The organism is Sphaerisporangium flaviroseum (assembly GCF_039537005.1).
Taxonomy (GTDB): domain Bacteria; phylum Actinomycetota; class Actinomycetes; order Streptosporangiales; family Streptosporangiaceae; genus Sphaerisporangium; species Sphaerisporangium flaviroseum.
Genome location: NZ_BAAAZR010000018.1, coordinates 55468 through 70983, shown reverse-complemented (window position 1 = coordinate 70983; position 15516 = coordinate 55468). Strand labels below are relative to the sequence as shown.

Annotated in this window: 16 protein-coding genes; 8 read left to right on the top strand and 8 right to left on the bottom strand. The window is 69.7% G+C overall.

The window, feature by feature from the left end:
- Window positions 1-18: 18 nt before the first annotated feature.
- The 4 genes from pqqB to pqqE are packed head-to-tail and all read left to right on the top strand — an operon-like array spanning window position 19 to window position 3135.
- Window positions 19-921 (top strand): pyrroloquinoline quinone biosynthesis protein PqqB, encoded by a 903-nt coding sequence (gene pqqB / locus ABD810_RS24135; RefSeq protein WP_344944624.1) that lies wholly within the window; start codon window positions 19-21, stop codon window positions 919-921.
- Window positions 918-1610, top strand: a complete 693-nt coding sequence (gene pqqC, locus ABD810_RS24130; RefSeq protein WP_344944621.1) for a pyrroloquinoline-quinone synthase PqqC — start codon at window positions 918-920, stop codon at window positions 1608-1610. The genes pqqB and pqqC overlap by 4 nt, the downstream gene beginning before the upstream one ends.
- Window positions 1607-1957 (top strand): pyrroloquinoline quinone biosynthesis peptide chaperone PqqD, encoded by a 351-nt coding sequence (pqqD, locus tag ABD810_RS24125; protein WP_344944618.1) that lies wholly within the window; start codon window positions 1607-1609, stop codon window positions 1955-1957. The genes pqqC and pqqD overlap by 4 nt, the downstream gene beginning before the upstream one ends.
- Window positions 1954-3135 carry a pyrroloquinoline quinone biosynthesis protein PqqE gene (gene pqqE / locus ABD810_RS24120; protein ID WP_344944615.1) on the top strand — a complete coding sequence of 394 codons (1182 nt, stop codon included), beginning with the start codon at window positions 1954-1956 and terminating at the stop codon, window positions 3133-3135. Before pqqD ends, pqqE begins: the two co-directional genes overlap by 4 nt.
- Here pqqE and ABD810_RS24115 read toward each other — a convergent pair.
- The 3 genes from ABD810_RS24115 to ABD810_RS24105 form a co-directional block, all read right to left on the bottom strand.
- Entirely contained in the window at window positions 3080-3997 is a 918-nt protein-coding gene (locus tag ABD810_RS24115) for an oxygenase MpaB family protein (protein ID WP_344944612.1), read from the bottom strand. The genes pqqE and ABD810_RS24115 overlap by 56 nt on opposite strands.
- 95 nt (window positions 3998-4092) lie before the next feature.
- Complete coding sequence (locus tag ABD810_RS24110; RefSeq protein ID WP_344944609.1) at window positions 4093-4971, bottom strand: alpha/beta fold hydrolase; 879 nt, start codon at window positions 4969-4971, stop codon at window positions 4093-4095.
- Between the two features lie 199 nt (window positions 4972-5170).
- The gene (locus tag ABD810_RS24105) at window positions 5171-7207 is read right to left on the bottom strand and encodes a DEAD/DEAH box helicase (RefSeq protein ID WP_344944606.1); all 2037 of its coding nucleotides are present in this window, start codon (window positions 7205-7207) and stop codon (window positions 5171-5173) included.
- 406 nt (window positions 7208-7613) lie between these two features.
- Here ABD810_RS24105 and ABD810_RS24100 point away from each other — a divergent pair, with 406 nt between their 5' ends.
- Window positions 7614-8351 carry a ferritin-like fold-containing protein gene (locus ABD810_RS24100; protein WP_344944604.1) on the top strand — a complete coding sequence of 246 codons (738 nt, stop codon included), beginning with the start codon at window positions 7614-7616 and terminating at the stop codon, window positions 8349-8351.
- 338 nt (window positions 8352-8689) lie between these two features.
- Here the strand turns inward: ABD810_RS24100 and ABD810_RS24095 are convergent, their stop codons facing one another.
- The 4 genes from ABD810_RS24095 to ligD form a co-directional block, all read right to left on the bottom strand.
- Window positions 8690-8920, bottom strand: a complete 231-nt coding sequence (locus ABD810_RS24095) for a DUF3107 domain-containing protein (RefSeq protein ID WP_344944601.1) — start codon at window positions 8918-8920, stop codon at window positions 8690-8692.
- A gap of 107 nt (window positions 8921-9027) precedes the next feature.
- A complete protein-coding gene (locus tag ABD810_RS24090) occupies window positions 9028-9648 on the bottom strand; it encodes a TetR/AcrR family transcriptional regulator (RefSeq protein ID WP_214412694.1) in 621 nt (206 codons plus the stop codon).
- Between the two features lie 162 nt (window positions 9649-9810).
- Complete coding sequence (locus ABD810_RS24085) at window positions 9811-10089, bottom strand: hypothetical protein (RefSeq protein WP_344944594.1); 279 nt, start codon at window positions 10087-10089, stop codon at window positions 9811-9813.
- Between the two features lie 17 nt (window positions 10090-10106).
- A complete protein-coding gene (gene ligD / locus ABD810_RS24080; protein ID WP_344944591.1) occupies window positions 10107-11015 on the bottom strand; it encodes a non-homologous end-joining DNA ligase in 909 nt (302 codons plus the stop codon).
- A gap of 178 nt (window positions 11016-11193) precedes the next feature.
- On the opposite strand from ligD, the gene ku reads away from it, so the two are divergent.
- Complete coding sequence (gene ku, locus ABD810_RS24075; RefSeq protein WP_344944588.1) at window positions 11194-12120, top strand: non-homologous end joining protein Ku; 927 nt, start codon at window positions 11194-11196, stop codon at window positions 12118-12120.
- 245 nt (window positions 12121-12365) lie between these two features.
- Here the strand turns inward: ku and ABD810_RS24070 are convergent, their stop codons facing one another.
- The gene (locus ABD810_RS24070) at window positions 12366-12875 is read right to left on the bottom strand and encodes a hypothetical protein (RefSeq protein WP_344944585.1); all 510 of its coding nucleotides are present in this window, start codon (window positions 12873-12875) and stop codon (window positions 12366-12368) included.
- 325 nt (window positions 12876-13200) lie between these two features.
- On the opposite strand from ABD810_RS24070, the gene ABD810_RS24065 reads away from it, so the two are divergent.
- Both ABD810_RS24065 and moeZ read left to right on the top strand, forming a co-directional pair.
- Window positions 13201-14160, top strand: coding sequence for an alpha/beta fold hydrolase (locus ABD810_RS24065; RefSeq protein WP_344944582.1), 960 nt, complete (start codon window positions 13201-13203; stop codon window positions 14158-14160).
- A 117-nt stretch (window positions 14161-14277) separates the two neighbouring features.
- Complete coding sequence (gene moeZ, locus ABD810_RS24060) at window positions 14278-15456, top strand: adenylyltransferase/sulfurtransferase MoeZ (RefSeq protein ID WP_344944579.1); 1179 nt, start codon at window positions 14278-14280, stop codon at window positions 15454-15456.
- Window positions 15457-15516 lie beyond the last annotated feature (60 nt).

The window sequence follows — 15516 nt, the reverse complement described above, 5'->3', positions numbered from 1 at the left end:
CCGCTTGCGAGGTACACGATGCGTCTGCAGCTTCTCGGTACCGCCGCGGGCGGCGGCGTCCCCCAGTGGAACTGCGCGTGTCCCGGATGCACCGGGGCACGCGCCCACCCGGGGCGCCGGCGCCGGCACGCCTCCCTCGCCGTCGAGGTGGAACGGGGACGGTGTCACATCGTCAACGCGACGCCCGACATCGCCGATCAGATCGAGGGGTGTGACGGGCTGCTTCCCAGCCCGGGCTCCCGGGAGACACCGCTCGCCGGTGTGATCCTCACCGACGCCGAGCTTGACCATACGCTGGGCGTCGCCCGCCTGCGTGAGGCGGAAAAACTGGAGATCCGCGCCACCCCGGCCGTGCGAGGGACGCTCACCGAGCGGTTACGGCTGGGAGAGGTGCTGTCGCCGTACGCGGGACTGAGCTGGCACGACCTGCCGCTCTCGGGCTCGGAGCCGCTCGGCGCCGGCGTCGAGGCGGGCGCGGTGCCCATCTCGGGGAAGCGCCCAAGGTACGCGGCCGGCGCCGAGGGCACGGTCCGAGCCGAGGGACCGGGCAGCGGCTGGGTGGTGGCCCTTCGGCTGGCCGACCGGATGAGCGGCAAGGTGGTGGTCTACGCCCCGGCCATGGGCGTCTGGACTCCCGAGTTGGACGCCGCGCTCGCCGTGGCGGACTGCGTGATCATCGACGGTACCTTCTGGGACGACGAGGAACCCCGCAGGACCGGGATCTCCGAGCGCACCGCCACGGAGATGGGCCACCTGCCGATCGAGCGCACCGCGGACCGATTGGCGGGGCTCGCCGGACGGGTCCTCTACACCCACCTGAACAACACCAACCCCCTCATCGACCCCGGGGCGCCGGAACACCGGGTGCTGGCCGAGCTGGGCATCGAGGTGGCGGCCGAAGGAGCGTGGATCGAGCTGTGAACGCCGAGTCCTGGACGGCCGGGGAGTTCGAGGACCGGCTGCGTGCGGTCCCCGCCGAGCGTTACCACCATCGGCACCCGTTCAACCTGCGGATGCACGCCGGTGAGCTGAAACCCGACGAGGTGCGCGGCTGGATACTCAACCGGTTCCACTACCAGCGGCACATCCCCGTCAAGGACGCGCTCGTCCTCGCCAAGCTGCCGACCCCGGAGCTGCGGCGGGTGTGGATCCGCCGCATCCAGGACCACGACGGGAGGCGGGCGGGCGAGGGCGGCATCGAGCGATGGCTGCGGCTCGGCGAGGCCGCCGGTCTCGATCGCGAAACGCTGCTGTCGGGCCAGGGCGTGCTGCCGGGGGTCCGGCTCGCGGTCGAGGGATACGTGACCCTGTGCCGCCTCGGCACCCCTGTGGAGGCCGTGGCCGCGTCGCTGACCGAGCTGTTCGCCCCCGGCCTCATGCGCACCCGTATCGACGCCTTCGAGCGCCACTACGGCTGGATCGAGCCCGAGGGGCTGCGGTACTTCCGCGACCGCGTCACCCAGGGCCGCCGGGACGGCGGGGAGGCGCTCGCACTGGTCCTCGACTGGGCGCGCGACCGAGCCGCCCAGGACAGCGCGGTGGCGGCGCTCGCCTACAAGTGCGACGTGCTGTGGGCCCTGCTGGACGCGGTCGACCGGGAGTACGGGTGACAGGCCCGGCGGCGACGGACCCGCTGAAAGCGGCGGCCGGCGGGCCGGATGGGGTATGTGCGAGGGACACCGGGGTCGCGGGTCTGGTGGACCCCGGGTGGCGGCCCGTGCCGGCGTCCTCGATCCTGCTGCGGCACGACGCCGTACGGGACGCGGACCTGCTGGTCATGCCCGAACGCGTCGTCGTGCTGAACGGCGAGGCCGCCCACGTCGTACGGCTGTGCGACGGCAGCCGCACCGTCACGCAGATCGTCGGTGAGCTCAGCGCCGCCTTCCCCGATGCTCCCGTCGCGGACGACGTGCCGGAGTTCCTGCGCCGGGTGCGCGAAGAGGGATGGCTTCGATGACCTCTCCGCCGTGGGCCATGCTGGCGGAGCTCACCCACGCCTGCCCGCTGCACTGCCCGTACTGCTCCAACCCCCTGGAGCTGGTCGGTCGCTCGCGCGAGCTGTCCACGGAGGACTGGACGCGGGTCATGGCCGAGGCCGCGGCGCTCGGCGTCGTGCACGCCCACCTGTCCGGCGGCGAGCCGCTGCTGCGCGCCGACCTCGCCGCGATCGTCACGGCTGCCGAGGGCGCGGGGATCTACACCCAGCTTGTGACCAGCGGTGTGGGTCTCCACCGCTCACGGATGGACGAGCTGGCCGGCGCGGGCCTGCGCAGCGTCCAGCTCTCGGTCCAAGACGCGACGGCCGGGGCGTCGGACCTGCTGGCGGGCGCCCGGTCGTTCGCGGCCAAGGAGCGGGCCGCGCTGGCCATACGGGAGTCGGGCCTGCCGTTCGGGCTCAACGTCGTGCTGCACCGGCACAACCTCGACTCCATCGACGAGATCATCGCGCTCGGCGTCGCGTGGGGAGCGGAGCGCGTGGAGCTGGCGAACACCCAGTTCTACGGCTGGGCGCTGCGGAACCGGGGCGCGCTGCTGCCGACGCGCGACCAGCTTCGGCGCGCGGAGGACAGGGTCGGGGTCTGGCGGGCCAGACTCGCCGGGCAGGTCGAGCTGATCTGGGTCGTCCCCGACTACTTCGAAGGCGTCCCGAAACCCTGCATGGGGGGCTGGGGCGCGGTGTCGCTCACCGTGGCCCCGGACGGCGCCGTGCTGCCCTGTCCGGGGGCCTACGCCCTCCCCGGGCTCGCGTTCCCGAACGTGCGCGACAGGGCTCTGCGGTGGATCTGGGAGAACTCCGAGGCGTTCAACGCCTATCGGGGCACGGCCTGGATGTCGGGGCCCTGCGCCGGGTGCCCGCGGCGCGACGTGGACTTCGGTGGTTGCCGCTGCCAGGCGTACGCGATCACCGGCCGGCCGGAGCGCACCGACCCCGCCTGCTCCCTGTCGCCCGACCACCACCTCATCCGGGAGCTCACCGACGAAACCGGGCCGGGTGGGGAGGTGACGGTCGGCAGCGATCACGGCGACGCCGGGATCGGCGGGAAGGAACGAGCGGCGCCGTTCGCCTACCGGCGCCCGCTCAGCCGGTCGGCCGGAGCCCGGATGGCCATCGACGGGGATCGGTCAGGCCCTTGAGGCCCTTGCTCACGTCGTAGCCCGCGCCGCCGAGGCGCTCGCGCGCCCCGGCGAGCATGTCACGGGTGCCCGGCATGAACGCGTGGTCGTGCACCGTCTCGGGAACCGAGTTCATGGCGAGCCGGAACGCCCGCAGCGCGGCCGTCACGGTCGCCCGCGGCACCTCGGGCAGCACGCCGTACATCCGCCTGGCCCAGCGGGGAAGCGTGTAGTAGCACAGTGCTCCGAACGGGAAGTACGCCGGTTTGGCCGGGGTGAGGAAGCGCAGGTCATGGGGCATCCTCGGCCACAGCAGGAAGCGCACCGTGGCGGCCGACTCGGGGATCACCCGCAGGCTCGGCCGCATGCCGGTGAAGTAGTCGCGCATCTCGCCCAGAGAGCCGGGAACGTCCTCCTCGTGCAGGCCGACGTAGGTCGCGCTGCGCCGTTGCTCGCCGAGGTAGCGGTCCGCCTGGGCGTCGGTGATCCGCAGCCCGCCCCGCCTGGCCACCTCCAGGTAGGAGGAGACCTCGGCGCAGTGGACCCACAGCAGCAACTCGGGATCGTCGACGCGGTGGGACCTGCCGGTGCCCGGGTCGGCGACGCGCAGGCAGCGGTGGATGCCCCGCACGCGACGGCCGATCTCGTCGGCCTCCTCGGGGCTGCTGAACGTCACGCGGCCGACGAAGTCGGCGGTGCGGCGCAGGCGTCCGAACGGATCCTCCTGGAAGTCGGAGTTCTGCCAGACGCCGCGCATCGCGAGAGGGTGCAGCGCCTGGAGCATGAGCCCGCGCACGCCTCCCACCCACATGGAGCGGTCGATGTGGACCAGCCAGGTCGCGGTGTGCGGTGGCTGGACGACGATCTCGTCGATGCCGGTCATAGTAAGTAAATGATTACATGGCATTCGACAGATCGTCCAACACGGGTCCGATCAGGTGCCGGCGCCCCCGTTCGGGCCGTGGGCCGCCCCGGGGATCAGCCGTTGTGGAGCAGCCTGCGCTCGGCCTGGTTCCAGAAGCGGGTGAGCGCGTGCGCCGTGGTCTCCGGAGCCTCGACCGCCGGGGAGTGCAGCGCCCCGGGCACCACGACGCAGTCGGCGTCGAGGCGGTGCGCCATCTCGGCCTGGATCGTGGGCGACCAGCCGTCGTCGTGCTCCCCGTACAGAACCAGGATGGCCACTTCGACCTCGCTGAGGTCGTCCATCCGGTCGTGGGCGCCCAGCACCTGCTCGGCCATCGAGATCAGGCCGGTGGCCGAGTTGGCGAACAACCGCTTGCGGAGGAAGGCCAGGACGTCGTCGGGAACCCCGGCCACGATGGCTTCCGGCTCCAGGCGGTGGGTCCAGAGGTGCTCGAGCCCCACCTCGGGAAGCTCGCGCAGCATCACCCGGCACGCCTTCTCGCGGGGGCCGGTGATGCCCGAGGGCCCGGAGCTCATCAGCGTGTACGAAGCCAGCTTGGTGGCTCCGCCGATCACCGCCTCGCGCGTGACGAGGCCGCCGAAGGAGTGGCCCACCAGGTGGACCGGTTCGCCGCCGCCCACCACGGAGGCGATGTTGTCGATGTCCTCACCGAGGGCCTCGCAGGTGTAGGCCGACGGATCGTCGGGCCCCTCGGTCTCGTACTGACCGCGCATGTCGATCGCGACGACACGGCGCCCGGCCTGGGCGAGCGTCTCGAAGATCGCGAGGAAGTCCTCCTTGCTGCCGGTGTAACCGGGAACCAGCAGCGCGGGCCACCGCTCGGGGACGCCGCGGACGGGCAGCGCCTCCAGAGCCGCGAAGGTGCCCACGGGCGTCTCGATCTGCTGCGCACGGACACCAGGAGGCAGGGACAGGAAGCGCGGCGTACTCACGCGGCACCACAATACTGAGGACTCATCCCGGCAACACCGTCAAACGCTCTACGTCGGTCGCGTGGTTGACTTCGCACTCTCTCACCTGATCGGATGGTGCTTCACCTCTGCCGGAGGGCGTCGTTCGAACGGCGGGCCGCCCGCGAGGGCTTCCCGCCGTTCTCACCGCTTCGGCCGCGGTCCTTCATACGCCGGCTGGTCAGTTCCTCCGGGGCCGCTGCGTCGGCCGGCGGCGCTGCTGCACGCGCTCGGATGCCGCGGAAGGCGCCACATCGTCGTCCGTCGCCAGGTCAGGCGACTGGAAGATGATCGAGAACGCGGAGGGCGGGATGATGCGCTCCGGCTCGTGGCGGGCGACAGGCGCCTCTCGGACGGCGGGCGCGGGTGTACGCCGCGCCGTCGCTTCGAACTCGTCGGTGTTGATGAGCGCCTCCTGGGCGACGGGCGCGGTCGCGCCGCCGTCCTCTATCGTTGTGGATCCGATCTCCGTGGCGGCCTCGGACAGCGCCTCGGACAGCGCCGCCTTGTTCGCGCCACGGCGGGAACGCCGGGGTGCCGGCACCTCGGCGACGGCCGCCTCCGCGACGGCCGCCTCCGCGACGGCCTCGGACGGCACCGCCGCGGGCTCCGGTCGCACGATGTCCGCGGGCTGCGCGCTCACCGACTCCACGAGCCGCGCCTGCTCGGGCAGCGTCGTGTCCACGTCGGCGGGCGCGGGCGCCACGGTCGCCGCCGGGCTCGCCTGGGCGACGCGCCTGCGCCTGCGGGGCGTGGCCTCGGGGGCCTGCACGGACGGGACCTGGACGGCCTGGGAAGCCTCGGGGGCCTGGGCGGACGGGACCACCTGGACGGCCTGGGGAGTGTCGGGGGCGAGGATGTCGCCCTCCACGGCCATGCCGGCGGGCGCGAGGGCCTGCGACTCGGCGAGGTCCGCTGCGTCGGCGGCCACCGGCGCGTCCAACTGGCCGCCACGGGTGCGGCGGCGCTGCCGGTTGCGAGCCGGGCGTTCCCGGCGCTCGGAGCGGTCGGCGCGCTCGGTGCGGTCGTCGCGCTCCTTGCGCGAACGGTGCCGCCCGGTCTCGCCGATGTCCTCGATCTGCTCGGCCTCGAGTCCCGCGCGGGACCGCTGGGCACGCGGGAGCACGCCCTTGGTGCCCTGCGGGATGCCGAGGTCGGTGAAGACGTGCGGGGAGGTCGAATAGGTCTCGACCGGCTCCGCGAAGTCGAGGCCGAGAGCGTTGTTGATGACCTTCCAGCGAGTGAGCTCTTCCCACTCGACGAACGTCACCGCGACACCCGTGCGACCGGCCCGGCCGGTGCGGCCGATGCGGTGGACGTAGGTCTTCTCGTCCTGGGGGCAGTCGTAGTTGACGACGTGGGTGACGTCGTCGATGTCGATGCCTCGCGCGGCCACGTCGGTGGCGACCAGAACGTCGATCTTGCCGCTGCGGAACGCCCGGAGCGCCTGCTCGCGCTGGCCCTGCCCGAGGTCGCCGTGCACGGCCGCGGCGGCGAAGCCGCGCTCCCTGAGCTGCTCGGAGACCATGTCGCAGGCGCGCTTGGTCTCGCAGAACACCATCGTGAGCCCGTGACCTTCGGACTGCAGCATGCGGCCGACGATCTCGATCTTGTCCATGCGGTGGGTGCGCCAGACGAACTGGGTCGTCTTCGACACGTCCTCGCCGTCGGCGTCCGAGTTCTCGGCGCGCACGTGCGTCGGCCGGGACAGGTAGCGGCGGGACAGGGTGACGATCTCGCCCGGCATCGTCGCCGAGAACAGCATGGTCTGCCGCTCGGCCGGGATGAGCTTGATGATGCGCTCGATGTCGGGCAGGAAGCCCAGGTCGAGCATGCGGTCGGCCTCGTCGAGGACCAGCATGGAGATCTGGCTGAGGTCGAGATGCTTCTGGTTCACCAGGTCGAGAAGGCGGCCGGGCGTGCCGACGATGACGTCCACACCCTGCTTGAGGGCCTCGATCTGGGGCTCGTACGCCCGCCCGCCGTAAACCGTCAGGATGCGCGAGCCCAGCTTGCCGCCGGCGACCACGAGATCCTCGGTGACCTGCAGGGCCAGCTCGCGCGTCGGGACGACGACGAGACCACGCGGCTTCTTGCGGTTCTTGCGGGGCTTGCCGACGCGCTGCAGCATCGCCACGCCGAAGGCGTAGGTCTTGCCGGTGCCTGTGCGCGCCTGGCCGATGACATCCTGTCCGCTGATCGCGAGGGGAAGGGCCATCTCTTGAATGGGAAACGGTGAGATGATGCCCTCGGTTTCGAGGGCATCAGCGATCTCGGGTATGACTCCAAGGTCTCGGAACGTGGTCAGCTCGGCCTGCCTAGGTCTCCTGCGAAGGCGGGCTTCCGGGACCGCTGGCCGATGTGCTCGTGCCGGGTCCGCGCGGAAAAGCCAACCCTCATCTCGTCTCGGCGACCGCCGCGGCTGTAGCTCGCGTCGGGGGCTATCAGGTGATGATCTCCCTGAATACATACTGCGGTCGCACTCTTACAGGGCAGTGTACTCGATACCACAAGAGCGATCCGTTTTCTTGGTGTTCCGTATGGGAGGTCGCCGTGTCTTGAGGGGGGTCACGGCCGGTCCTGCCGGGTTCAGGGGGGCGTCGGGGAACTCGTACGCTGCATCCATGAGTGATACCCCTGCCGGCGTCGTCGATCTACTCGGTGTCCTCGCGTACGCGGAGCTGACCGCCTTCCTGAGGCTCGCCGAGGACGCGGCCACTCTCGCCCCCTCCCTCAATGACCGGGCCGCCCTCAGCGGCCTCGCCGTCGCCGAATACGCCCACTTCCGCCTCCTTCGCGACCGGCTGTCCTGGCTCGGCGCCGATCCGGAGGAGGCCATGGCCCCGTTCGTGTCCTCCCTCGATGACTGGCACGCCCAGACACGGCCGGGAGACTGGCTGGAGGCCCTGGTCAAGGCCTACGTCGGTACCGGCATCGCCGGAGACTTCTACCGCGAGGCCGCGCGACACGTGGATCCCGAGACGCGCAAGCTCGTACACGAGGTCCTGGCCGAGGAGGTCCGGTCGGAGTTCGTGGTCGAACGGGTCCGCGCGGCGCTGGCCGAGAACCCTCAGCTCACCGGCAGGCTCGCCCTGTGGGCGCGGCGCATGGTCGGTGAGGCGCTGAGCCAGGGGCACCGCATGGCCGCGGCCCGCCCCGATCTGGCGCTGCTGCTCGTCTCGGCCGCGTCGGCGACGCCCTCGCCGGAGCCGGATGCGGAGACAGGGCCGGCGGCGGGCCGTGAGGGTCCGCCCGTACGGGGCCTGGACAGCGACCTGGTGGAGATCGGGCGGCTGTTCGCCCGGCTCACCGAGGAGCACGGGAAGCGGATGGCGGCGCTCGGGCTGGTTCCCGGGCCCTAGAGGGGCGAGGTTTCGGATTCCTGGCCAATCTGGTCCGGTGATCGAGCGGCGCGAACGGCCCGAGCGGTTGTAGCGTTCGAGACATGAGGGCCTCGCGCCGCTACGGCAGTTCCTTGATGAGATGTGGACCCAATCGCTGGACCTCGCGGCCTGTGCTACGCAGGGGGAGCGCGGACTGCCCGGCCGTCATCCACAAGAGAGATGGTGTCCGGCGGTTCCATCGCCCGTGTGGCTGCTCACTGGCCTCACGCGAGGAGTGCACGGGCCTGTTCTGAGGCCACGGCGATCCGCATCCGCGCCGACGCTTTGGGGAGCCCATGCCCCCCAAAGCGCCAGGCTCAAAGGGTGCCGCCGAAGCCGATGACGCGTGACTCGTCCTCTCCGATCTCGACGAAACCGAGCGCGGAGACGGGGACGACGACGCGCCTGCCCTTGGTGTCGGTAAGGGAGAAGACCCCGCGGTCCGCGGCGAGCGAATTGCGCAGCTCCTGCTCCACGTCATCGGCGGACATTTCGGTTTCGACGATGATCTCTCGGTGCACGGAGCGCACGGCGATCTTTACTTCCATCGGGGTCCCTTTCGACTGCGATGAGTGCTGTCGCTCTCATCGTCCTCCCTGGGCGCCCCGTAACCCCTGTTGATCGCGCGAAGCGAACAACGATGTGGTGCCGGGGGCTACGTCGTGCGGGGGAAGCCGCCGATTCCCCTCCAGGCCAGACGGGCCATGAGCTGGGTCGCCACGTCCTTGGGGATGGAACCGTGGCTCGCGAGCCAGTAGCGCGCGCTGACCTCGGCCATGCCGACCAGGCCGACACCGAGGAGGTGGGCCTCGTCGCTGGAGCAGCCGGTGTCCTCCTGGATCACCTGACTGATCATCTCGGCGCTCTCGCGCAGCGAGCGCTCCATGCGCTGGCGCACGGGCGCGACGTTGCGCAGATCGGATTCGAAGACCAGGCGGAAGGCCTCGCCCTGGCTGGAGACGAAGTCGAAGAACGCTCCGATCGCGGCCTGGACGCGTTGCTTGTTGTCGGTCGTGGAGGCGAGCGCCTCTCGACACCGGTTGGCCATGTCGTCGACGTGGAGGTCGAGCAGCGCCAGGTAGAGCTCCAGCTTCCCGGGGAAGTGCTGGTAGAGCACGGGTTTGCTGACTCCGGCCCGCTCGGCGATCTCGTCCATCGCGGCCGCGTGGTAACCGTTCTCCACGAAGACCTCTTGCGCCGCGTTGAGCAACTGCCGGCGGCGGGCCATCCGGGGCAGCCGGGTGCCCCGGGGCTTGGCATCCGGGGTAGCGGTCACGGGATTCTCCTTGGGGCCGGTTCGCGCGGGGCACGATCGGTGACCGCGCTCCGATTCCTGCTGATCGAGTTGACGTCGGATCTCCGCCGGCCAGGCAGGTGCGCCTGTCCTCGTTCCCGTGGATCCGGTTCGGGGTTCACATCCTACGCGTGGGTAACCAGGTCAGCGATAGTCGTCGTCGCCGATATCCACCGTGCGTTCCTGGTCGGCGGCGTCCGCCGGATCGACGTCGTAGGGGATCTCCAACGGCCATTCGCGCTGGTCATCGCGGATGGTCAGATGCTGTTCGATGGCGTCGGCCTCGGGGACCTCGGTCTCCAGGGCATCGGCCACGTCGTCGAGGGGCTCGAGTGAGTCGAGTGAGAGCTCATCTCCGCCTAGATCCATCTCCGACATTTCGGTCCCCTCCGTTGCGGCGGGCTTGGACTCGCCCCGCTCCATACCCCGATGCGTCCAGCCTAAGGCCCGTCACCGGTCGCGCTCCGTTCCGGCGGCACCATCAGATCACCGAGTTCCTCGACCCGGCGCAGGACCTCCCCGGCCGTGAACACGAGGTCCTCCGGCCGGTCGCAGCCCTCCACCTGCTCCCAGGTGATCGGCGTGGAGACGGTGGGGATCCGGTTGGCGCGCAGGGAGTAAGGGGTGACGGTGGTCTTGGCGGGGTTGTTCTGGCTCCAGTCGATGAAGACCTTGCCGGGACGCAGCTTCCTGGCCATCTGGCTGACGATCTCGTCGGGCCGCTCCTTCTCCAGTCGCCTCGCCACGGCCTTGGAGTACTCCGAGGGGTTCTCGGACCGGTGGGACCACGGGACGTACACCTGCATTCCCTTGTTGCCGCTGGTCTTCGGGCAGGCGTCCAGGCCGTCCTCCTGGAGGACCTCCCGCAGCCGGAGCGCCACCTGGCAGCACTCGACGATCGTCGCGGGCGCGCCCGGGTCGAGGTCGAAGACCATGGTGTCCGGCTGCTGCGCGCGGCCCTGCTCGTCGACCCGCCACATCGGCGTGTGGAACTCAAGCGCGGCCAGTCCCGCCAAATAGACGAGGGTGGGCAAGTCGTCGACGATGGCGTAGTCGATGGTCTCGCGGTCCTTGGTGCTGCCCGGAGCGGGCAGCGTGGCCGTGCGCACCCAGTCGGGCGTGTGCGCGGGCCGGTTCTTCTCGAAGAAGAACGGCTGGTCCACACCCCCGGGATAACGCTTGACGGTCACCGGCCGGCCCTTCAGGTGGGGGATCATCACCGGGGCGACGCGGCTGTAGTAGTCGATCACCTCGGCCTTGGTGAACCCGAACTCTGGATACAGCACCTTGTCGAGGTTGGTCAGCGTGAGCTCTCGGTCGTCGACCTTGACTCTGACCTTCTGCGCCACACGCACCACTTCCCCTGGAGGTTTCTTTTCCCGTGCTGAGGTCGGCCCCGGGCTCGCCAGGCCGTGGCTTGACCGGGTACCCCATTCCACACTGGGTATCTGCCCATTCAGATACTGTTTTGCGCTCTTGCCACTACCGAACATGCGTTCGATAGTGGGTTCGAGGTGAGGAGAAGCCATGCGTAGCATCTGGAAGGGTGCCATCTCGTTCGGTCTCGTCACGATTCCCGTGAAGCTCTACTCGGCGACCGAGCAGAAGGACGTGACGTTCCACCAGGTGCACCGCGAGGACGCCGGCCGCATCAAGTACAAGCGGGTGTGCAGCGTCGACGGCGAGGAAGTGCCCTACTCCGAGATCGCCAAGGGATACGAGCTGCCCGGCGGCGAGGTGGTCGTGCTCACCGACGAGGACTTCGCCGACCTGCCGCTGAGCACCTCGCGGCGCATCGACGTGCTGCAGTTCACTCCGGCCGAGCAGCTCGATCCGATCCTGTTCAACAAGTCGTACTACCTGGAGCCCGAGAGCACGGGCGTGAAGCCGTACGTCCTCCTGCGCGACGCGCTGGAGCGCACGGGACAGGTGGCGATCGTCAAGGTGGCGCTGCGCCAGCGGGAGTCGCTGGCCGCCCTGCGGATCCGCGAAGGCGTCTTCGTGCTGGAGACCATGCTCTGGCCCGACGAGGTCCGCGACCCCGGCTTCGCCTTCCAGGAGGAGGAGGTGGAGGTCCGCCCGCAGGAACTGCAGATGGCCGAGTCGCTGATCGACACCATGGCCGGGGAGTTCGACCCCACCGAGTACCACGATGCCTACCGTGAGGCCCTCCAGCAGGTCATCGAGGCCAAGGTCGAGGGCAAGGAGCTCGTACGGCCGGAGGCGGCCGAGCAGGCGGGGCCGGCGGTCGACCTCATGGCGGCGCTGAGGGCCAGTGTCGATGCCGCCAAGCGGGAGCGCGAGGGCGGGCGTGACAGGGCCCCCGCGGCGGGCGCGGCGAAGAAGAAGCCGGCCGCCAAGTCGGCCAAGGCGGCGGAGAGTCAGGCGGAAGAAAAGGGCGACAAGGAAGAGAAGAAGCAGGCGCCCAAGCGCCGCACCCGGAAGACCGCCTGACGGGCATGTCGCGAAAGGGTGCCGATAAATCGGGCTTGGGGGAAATGCTCGTCCGGTTCCCCTGGAGATGATCGGCACATAAAAGCGAATTGTCTGGAGGAAGGGAAATCACCGGATAAGCGGAAATAGGCGGACCACGGGAAAGTCCCGGAGCGGGAATCGCTCCGGGACCTCCCGTGTAGGCTAAACGGCTGGTGTCATCACCGAGCTGATCGCCGCCCGGGAAGGCCGTCTAGATCCGTCGGTCACTTGCCGTCGTGCTTGTCGTGGTGCTTCTTGCCGTGGTGGTGGTGGTGGTGCTCCGGCGCCCAGTGGTGGCGCCTGTGGTGGTCACGGAAGAAGTTGTGGTGTCCGCCTCCATGGCTGTGGTGGCCGATGATCGCCCGGAAGAAGCGCGCCTCGACGATCTTGAAGTAGCAGTTGCGGTGTCCGCCCCCGTGGCTGTGGTGGTGACGGTGGTGACGCGAGGAGTGATGGCCCTTGCCGCCGCCCCAGTCGCCGTCGTGGTCGCCGTCCCAGTCGCCGTAGTGACCGTGGTGGCCATGGTGGCCATGGTGGCCGTGGTCGTGGTGGCAGTGTCCACCGTGGTGGCCGCCGCCGTCGAAGCCACCGAAGTCGTCGCCCCAGCCGAAGTTGGTGCCGACGGTGGTGGCCGCGCTGGCGCTTGTGGCCGTGGTGGCGCCGAGACCGGCGAGACCACCAGTGAGTGCCGCGGTGACGGTCAGCATCGCGGCGTATTTCTTGACGTCGGGCATTGCGTTTTCCCCCTTGACGCATCGGGTTGCCCAGCGGAGGCATTTACTCGATTTCGAGTTGAATGCCTGGGTGACTCGTTAAGAGTCTTCCCACTTGTCTTGTTTTCCTAGCGACCCATACGACAAACGGGGATCGCGGCCTTTTGGCATCTACTTAACCTCCCCTTATGTCTTTCAGTTCGATATTTCCCGATTTGCCCGATATTTCCTGTGATCTCGCACCCTCTCCGGGCATGACCGGGGGCCGTCTCGCCTCGCGTGAGGCTCGCGGCAAGCTGTCCAGCGCCGGGTTATCGTCAGAACGGACGGTGAACAGGAGGGGAAGATGGTGGAGGAACCGATCCCGCACTGGCCGGGGGAACTGCTCGACCTTGGCGGCCTGGCCCTTTATGTGCGGTCGACGCCCGCCGGGCCGCAGGAGAAGGCGGTGTTCGTGCACGGGCTGGCCGGGTCCGCGACGAACTGGACCGACCTGATGGCCGAGCTCCAGGGTCACGTCAGGGGATTCGCCCTCGATCTCCCCGGCGCGGGCTACTCTCCCGCGCCTCCAGGCGGCGACTATTCGATAGGAGCGCACGCCGCGGCCGTCACCGCGCTGATCGAGCACATCGAGGGCCCGGTCCACCTGCTCGGCAACTCCCTGGGCGGCGCCGTCGCGGTAAGGGTCGCGGCCACGCGCCCCGACCTCGTGCACACGCTCACGCTCGTCTCACCGGCCCTCCCCGACCTGTTCCCCCGGTACGGCCCGGCCCGCGTCGCGATGTCGGCGGCGCCCAGGCTCGGCGAGTGGGCACTGACCCGGCTCCGTGCGCTGCCTCCCGAGCGGCGGATCCAGGCGACCATGGCCATGTGTTACGCCGACGCCGGCCGGGTGCATCCCCACCGCCTGGATGACGCCGTGGCCGAGCTGCGCCGCCGCGACGGGCTTCCCTATGCGGGTCCGGCGCTGGTCGCCTCGGCGCGTGCCCTGGTCAACGAGTACTTCCGCCGCGGCGCCGACAATCTGTGGCGCCTGGCCGCCCAGGTGACCGCGCCCACACTCGTGGTGCACGGCAGGCACGACCGGCTGGTCGATCCGCGGATGGCGGTGCGGGCCGGTCGCACCTTCCCCGACGTACGGCTGGTGCTGCTTCCCCACGCCGCCCACGTCGCGCAGATGGAGTACCCCGCGCTCGTCGCCCGCCACGTCCGCGTCCTGATGCAGGACCGCGCCGGGAACACCGCCATGGGCGGTGACCATGCGAACAACGCGCAGAACGCGCGGAACGCGACGACGGTCGGCTAAGATCGCCGATTCGGGAATGCGGGGGCAACCGGGTTAGGTTGTGACAGACGGCGGGACGCGTAGCCTGACGGGCAAGCCGCCAAATGGGAAGATCCCCTGAAACGGGAGCGTAGAACTGTGTCGTTGCCACCGCTGGTAGAGCCGGCCGACGAGCTGACCGTTGACGAGGTGCGCCGCTACTCTCGCCACCTGATCATTCCCGATGTGGGGATGGCCGGGCAGAAGCGGCTGAAGAACGCCAAGGTGCTCTGCGTGGGTGCCGGCGGCCTCGGTTCTCCGGCCCTTATGTACCTCGCCGCGGCCGGTGTCGGCACGCTCGGCGTCGTCGATTTCGATGTCGTTGATGAGTCGAACCTTCAGCGGCAGATCATCCACGGGCAGTCGGACGTCGGCCGCCTGAAGGCCGAGAGCGCCGCCGCGAGCGTCCGCGAGATCAACCCCCTGGTCAACGTCGTGATCCACAACGTGGCCCTCACGACCGACAACGTGATGGACATCTTCGCCGCCTACGACCTGATCGTCGACGGCACCGACAACTTCGCGACCCGCTACATGGTCAACGACGCGGCCGTGCTGCTCGGCAAGCCCTACATCTGGGGCTCGATCTACCGTTTCGACGGCCAGGCGAGCGTCTTCTGGTCCGAGTACGGACCCTGCTACCGCTGCCTCTACCCCGAGCCCCCGCCTCCCGGCATGGTGCCCTCGTGCGCCGAGGGCGGCGTCCTCGGCGTGCTGTGCGCCTCCATCGGCTCGATCCAGGTGAACGAGGCGATCAAGGTGCTCACGGGCATCGGCGACCCGCTGGTCGGACGTCTGATGATCTACGACGCCCTGGAGATGAAGTACCGTGACGTCAAGGTCCGCAAGGACCCTGAGTGCCCGCTCTGCGGCAAGAACCCCACGATCACCGAGCTGATCGACTACGAGGCGTTCTGCGGCACCATCTCCGACGAGGCGCAGCAGGCCGCCTCGGGCGCCACGATCACGGCCAGGGAGCTCAAGGACATGCAGGACCGCGGGGACGACATCTTCCTCGTCGACGTCCGCGAGCAGAACGAGTGGGAGATCGTCAACATCCCCGGCGCCGTCCTGATCCCCAAGGGCGACATCGTGAGGGGAACGGCGCTGGAGCGGCTGCCGCACGACAAGAAGATCGTGCTGCACTGCAAGTCGGGCGCCCGGTCGGCCGAGGCGCTGGCGGTCCTGAAGAGCGCCGGCTTCTCCGACGCCGTCCACGTCGGCGGCGGCGTGCTGAGCTGGATCAAGACCGTCGACCCCTCCCTTCCCACCTACTGAGCCGGTGCCCGTGGCCCGCTCCTCCATCGTGAGGAGCGGGCCACGGGCGTTTCCGGACGG

What these genes read in the sequence shown, in the direction of transcription:
- pqqB (WP_344944624.1), top strand. Translation starts at nt 19, where the DNA reads ATGCGTCTGCAGCTTCTCGGTACCGCCGCGGGCGGCGGCGTCCCCCAG.
- pqqE (WP_344944615.1), top strand. Translation starts at nt 1,954, where the DNA reads ATGACCTCTCCGCCGTGGGCCATGCTGGCGGAGCTCACCCACGCCTGC.
- ABD810_RS24115 (WP_344944612.1), bottom strand. Translation starts at nt 3,997, where the DNA reads ATGACCGGCATCGACGAGATCGTCGTCCAGCCACCGCACACCGCGACC.
- ABD810_RS24105 (WP_344944606.1), bottom strand. Translation starts at nt 7,207, where the DNA reads ATGGCCCTTCCCCTCGCGATCAGCGGACAGGATGTCATCGGCCAGGCG.
- ABD810_RS24100 (WP_344944604.1), top strand. Translation starts at nt 7,614, where the DNA reads ATGAGTGATACCCCTGCCGGCGTCGTCGATCTACTCGGTGTCCTCGCG.
- ABD810_RS24095 (WP_344944601.1), bottom strand. Translation starts at nt 8,920, where the DNA reads ATGGAAGTAAAGATCGCCGTGCGCTCCGTGCACCGAGAGATCATCGTC.
- ABD810_RS24085 (WP_344944594.1), bottom strand. Translation starts at nt 10,089, where the DNA reads ATGGAGCGGGGCGAGTCCAAGCCCGCCGCAACGGAGGGGACCGAAATG.
- ku (WP_344944588.1), top strand. Translation starts at nt 11,194, where the DNA reads ATGCGTAGCATCTGGAAGGGTGCCATCTCGTTCGGTCTCGTCACGATT.
- ABD810_RS24070 (WP_344944585.1), bottom strand. Translation starts at nt 12,875, where the DNA reads ATGCCCGACGTCAAGAAATACGCCGCGATGCTGACCGTCACCGCGGCA.
- ABD810_RS24065 (WP_344944582.1), top strand. Translation starts at nt 13,201, where the DNA reads ATGGTGGAGGAACCGATCCCGCACTGGCCGGGGGAACTGCTCGACCTT.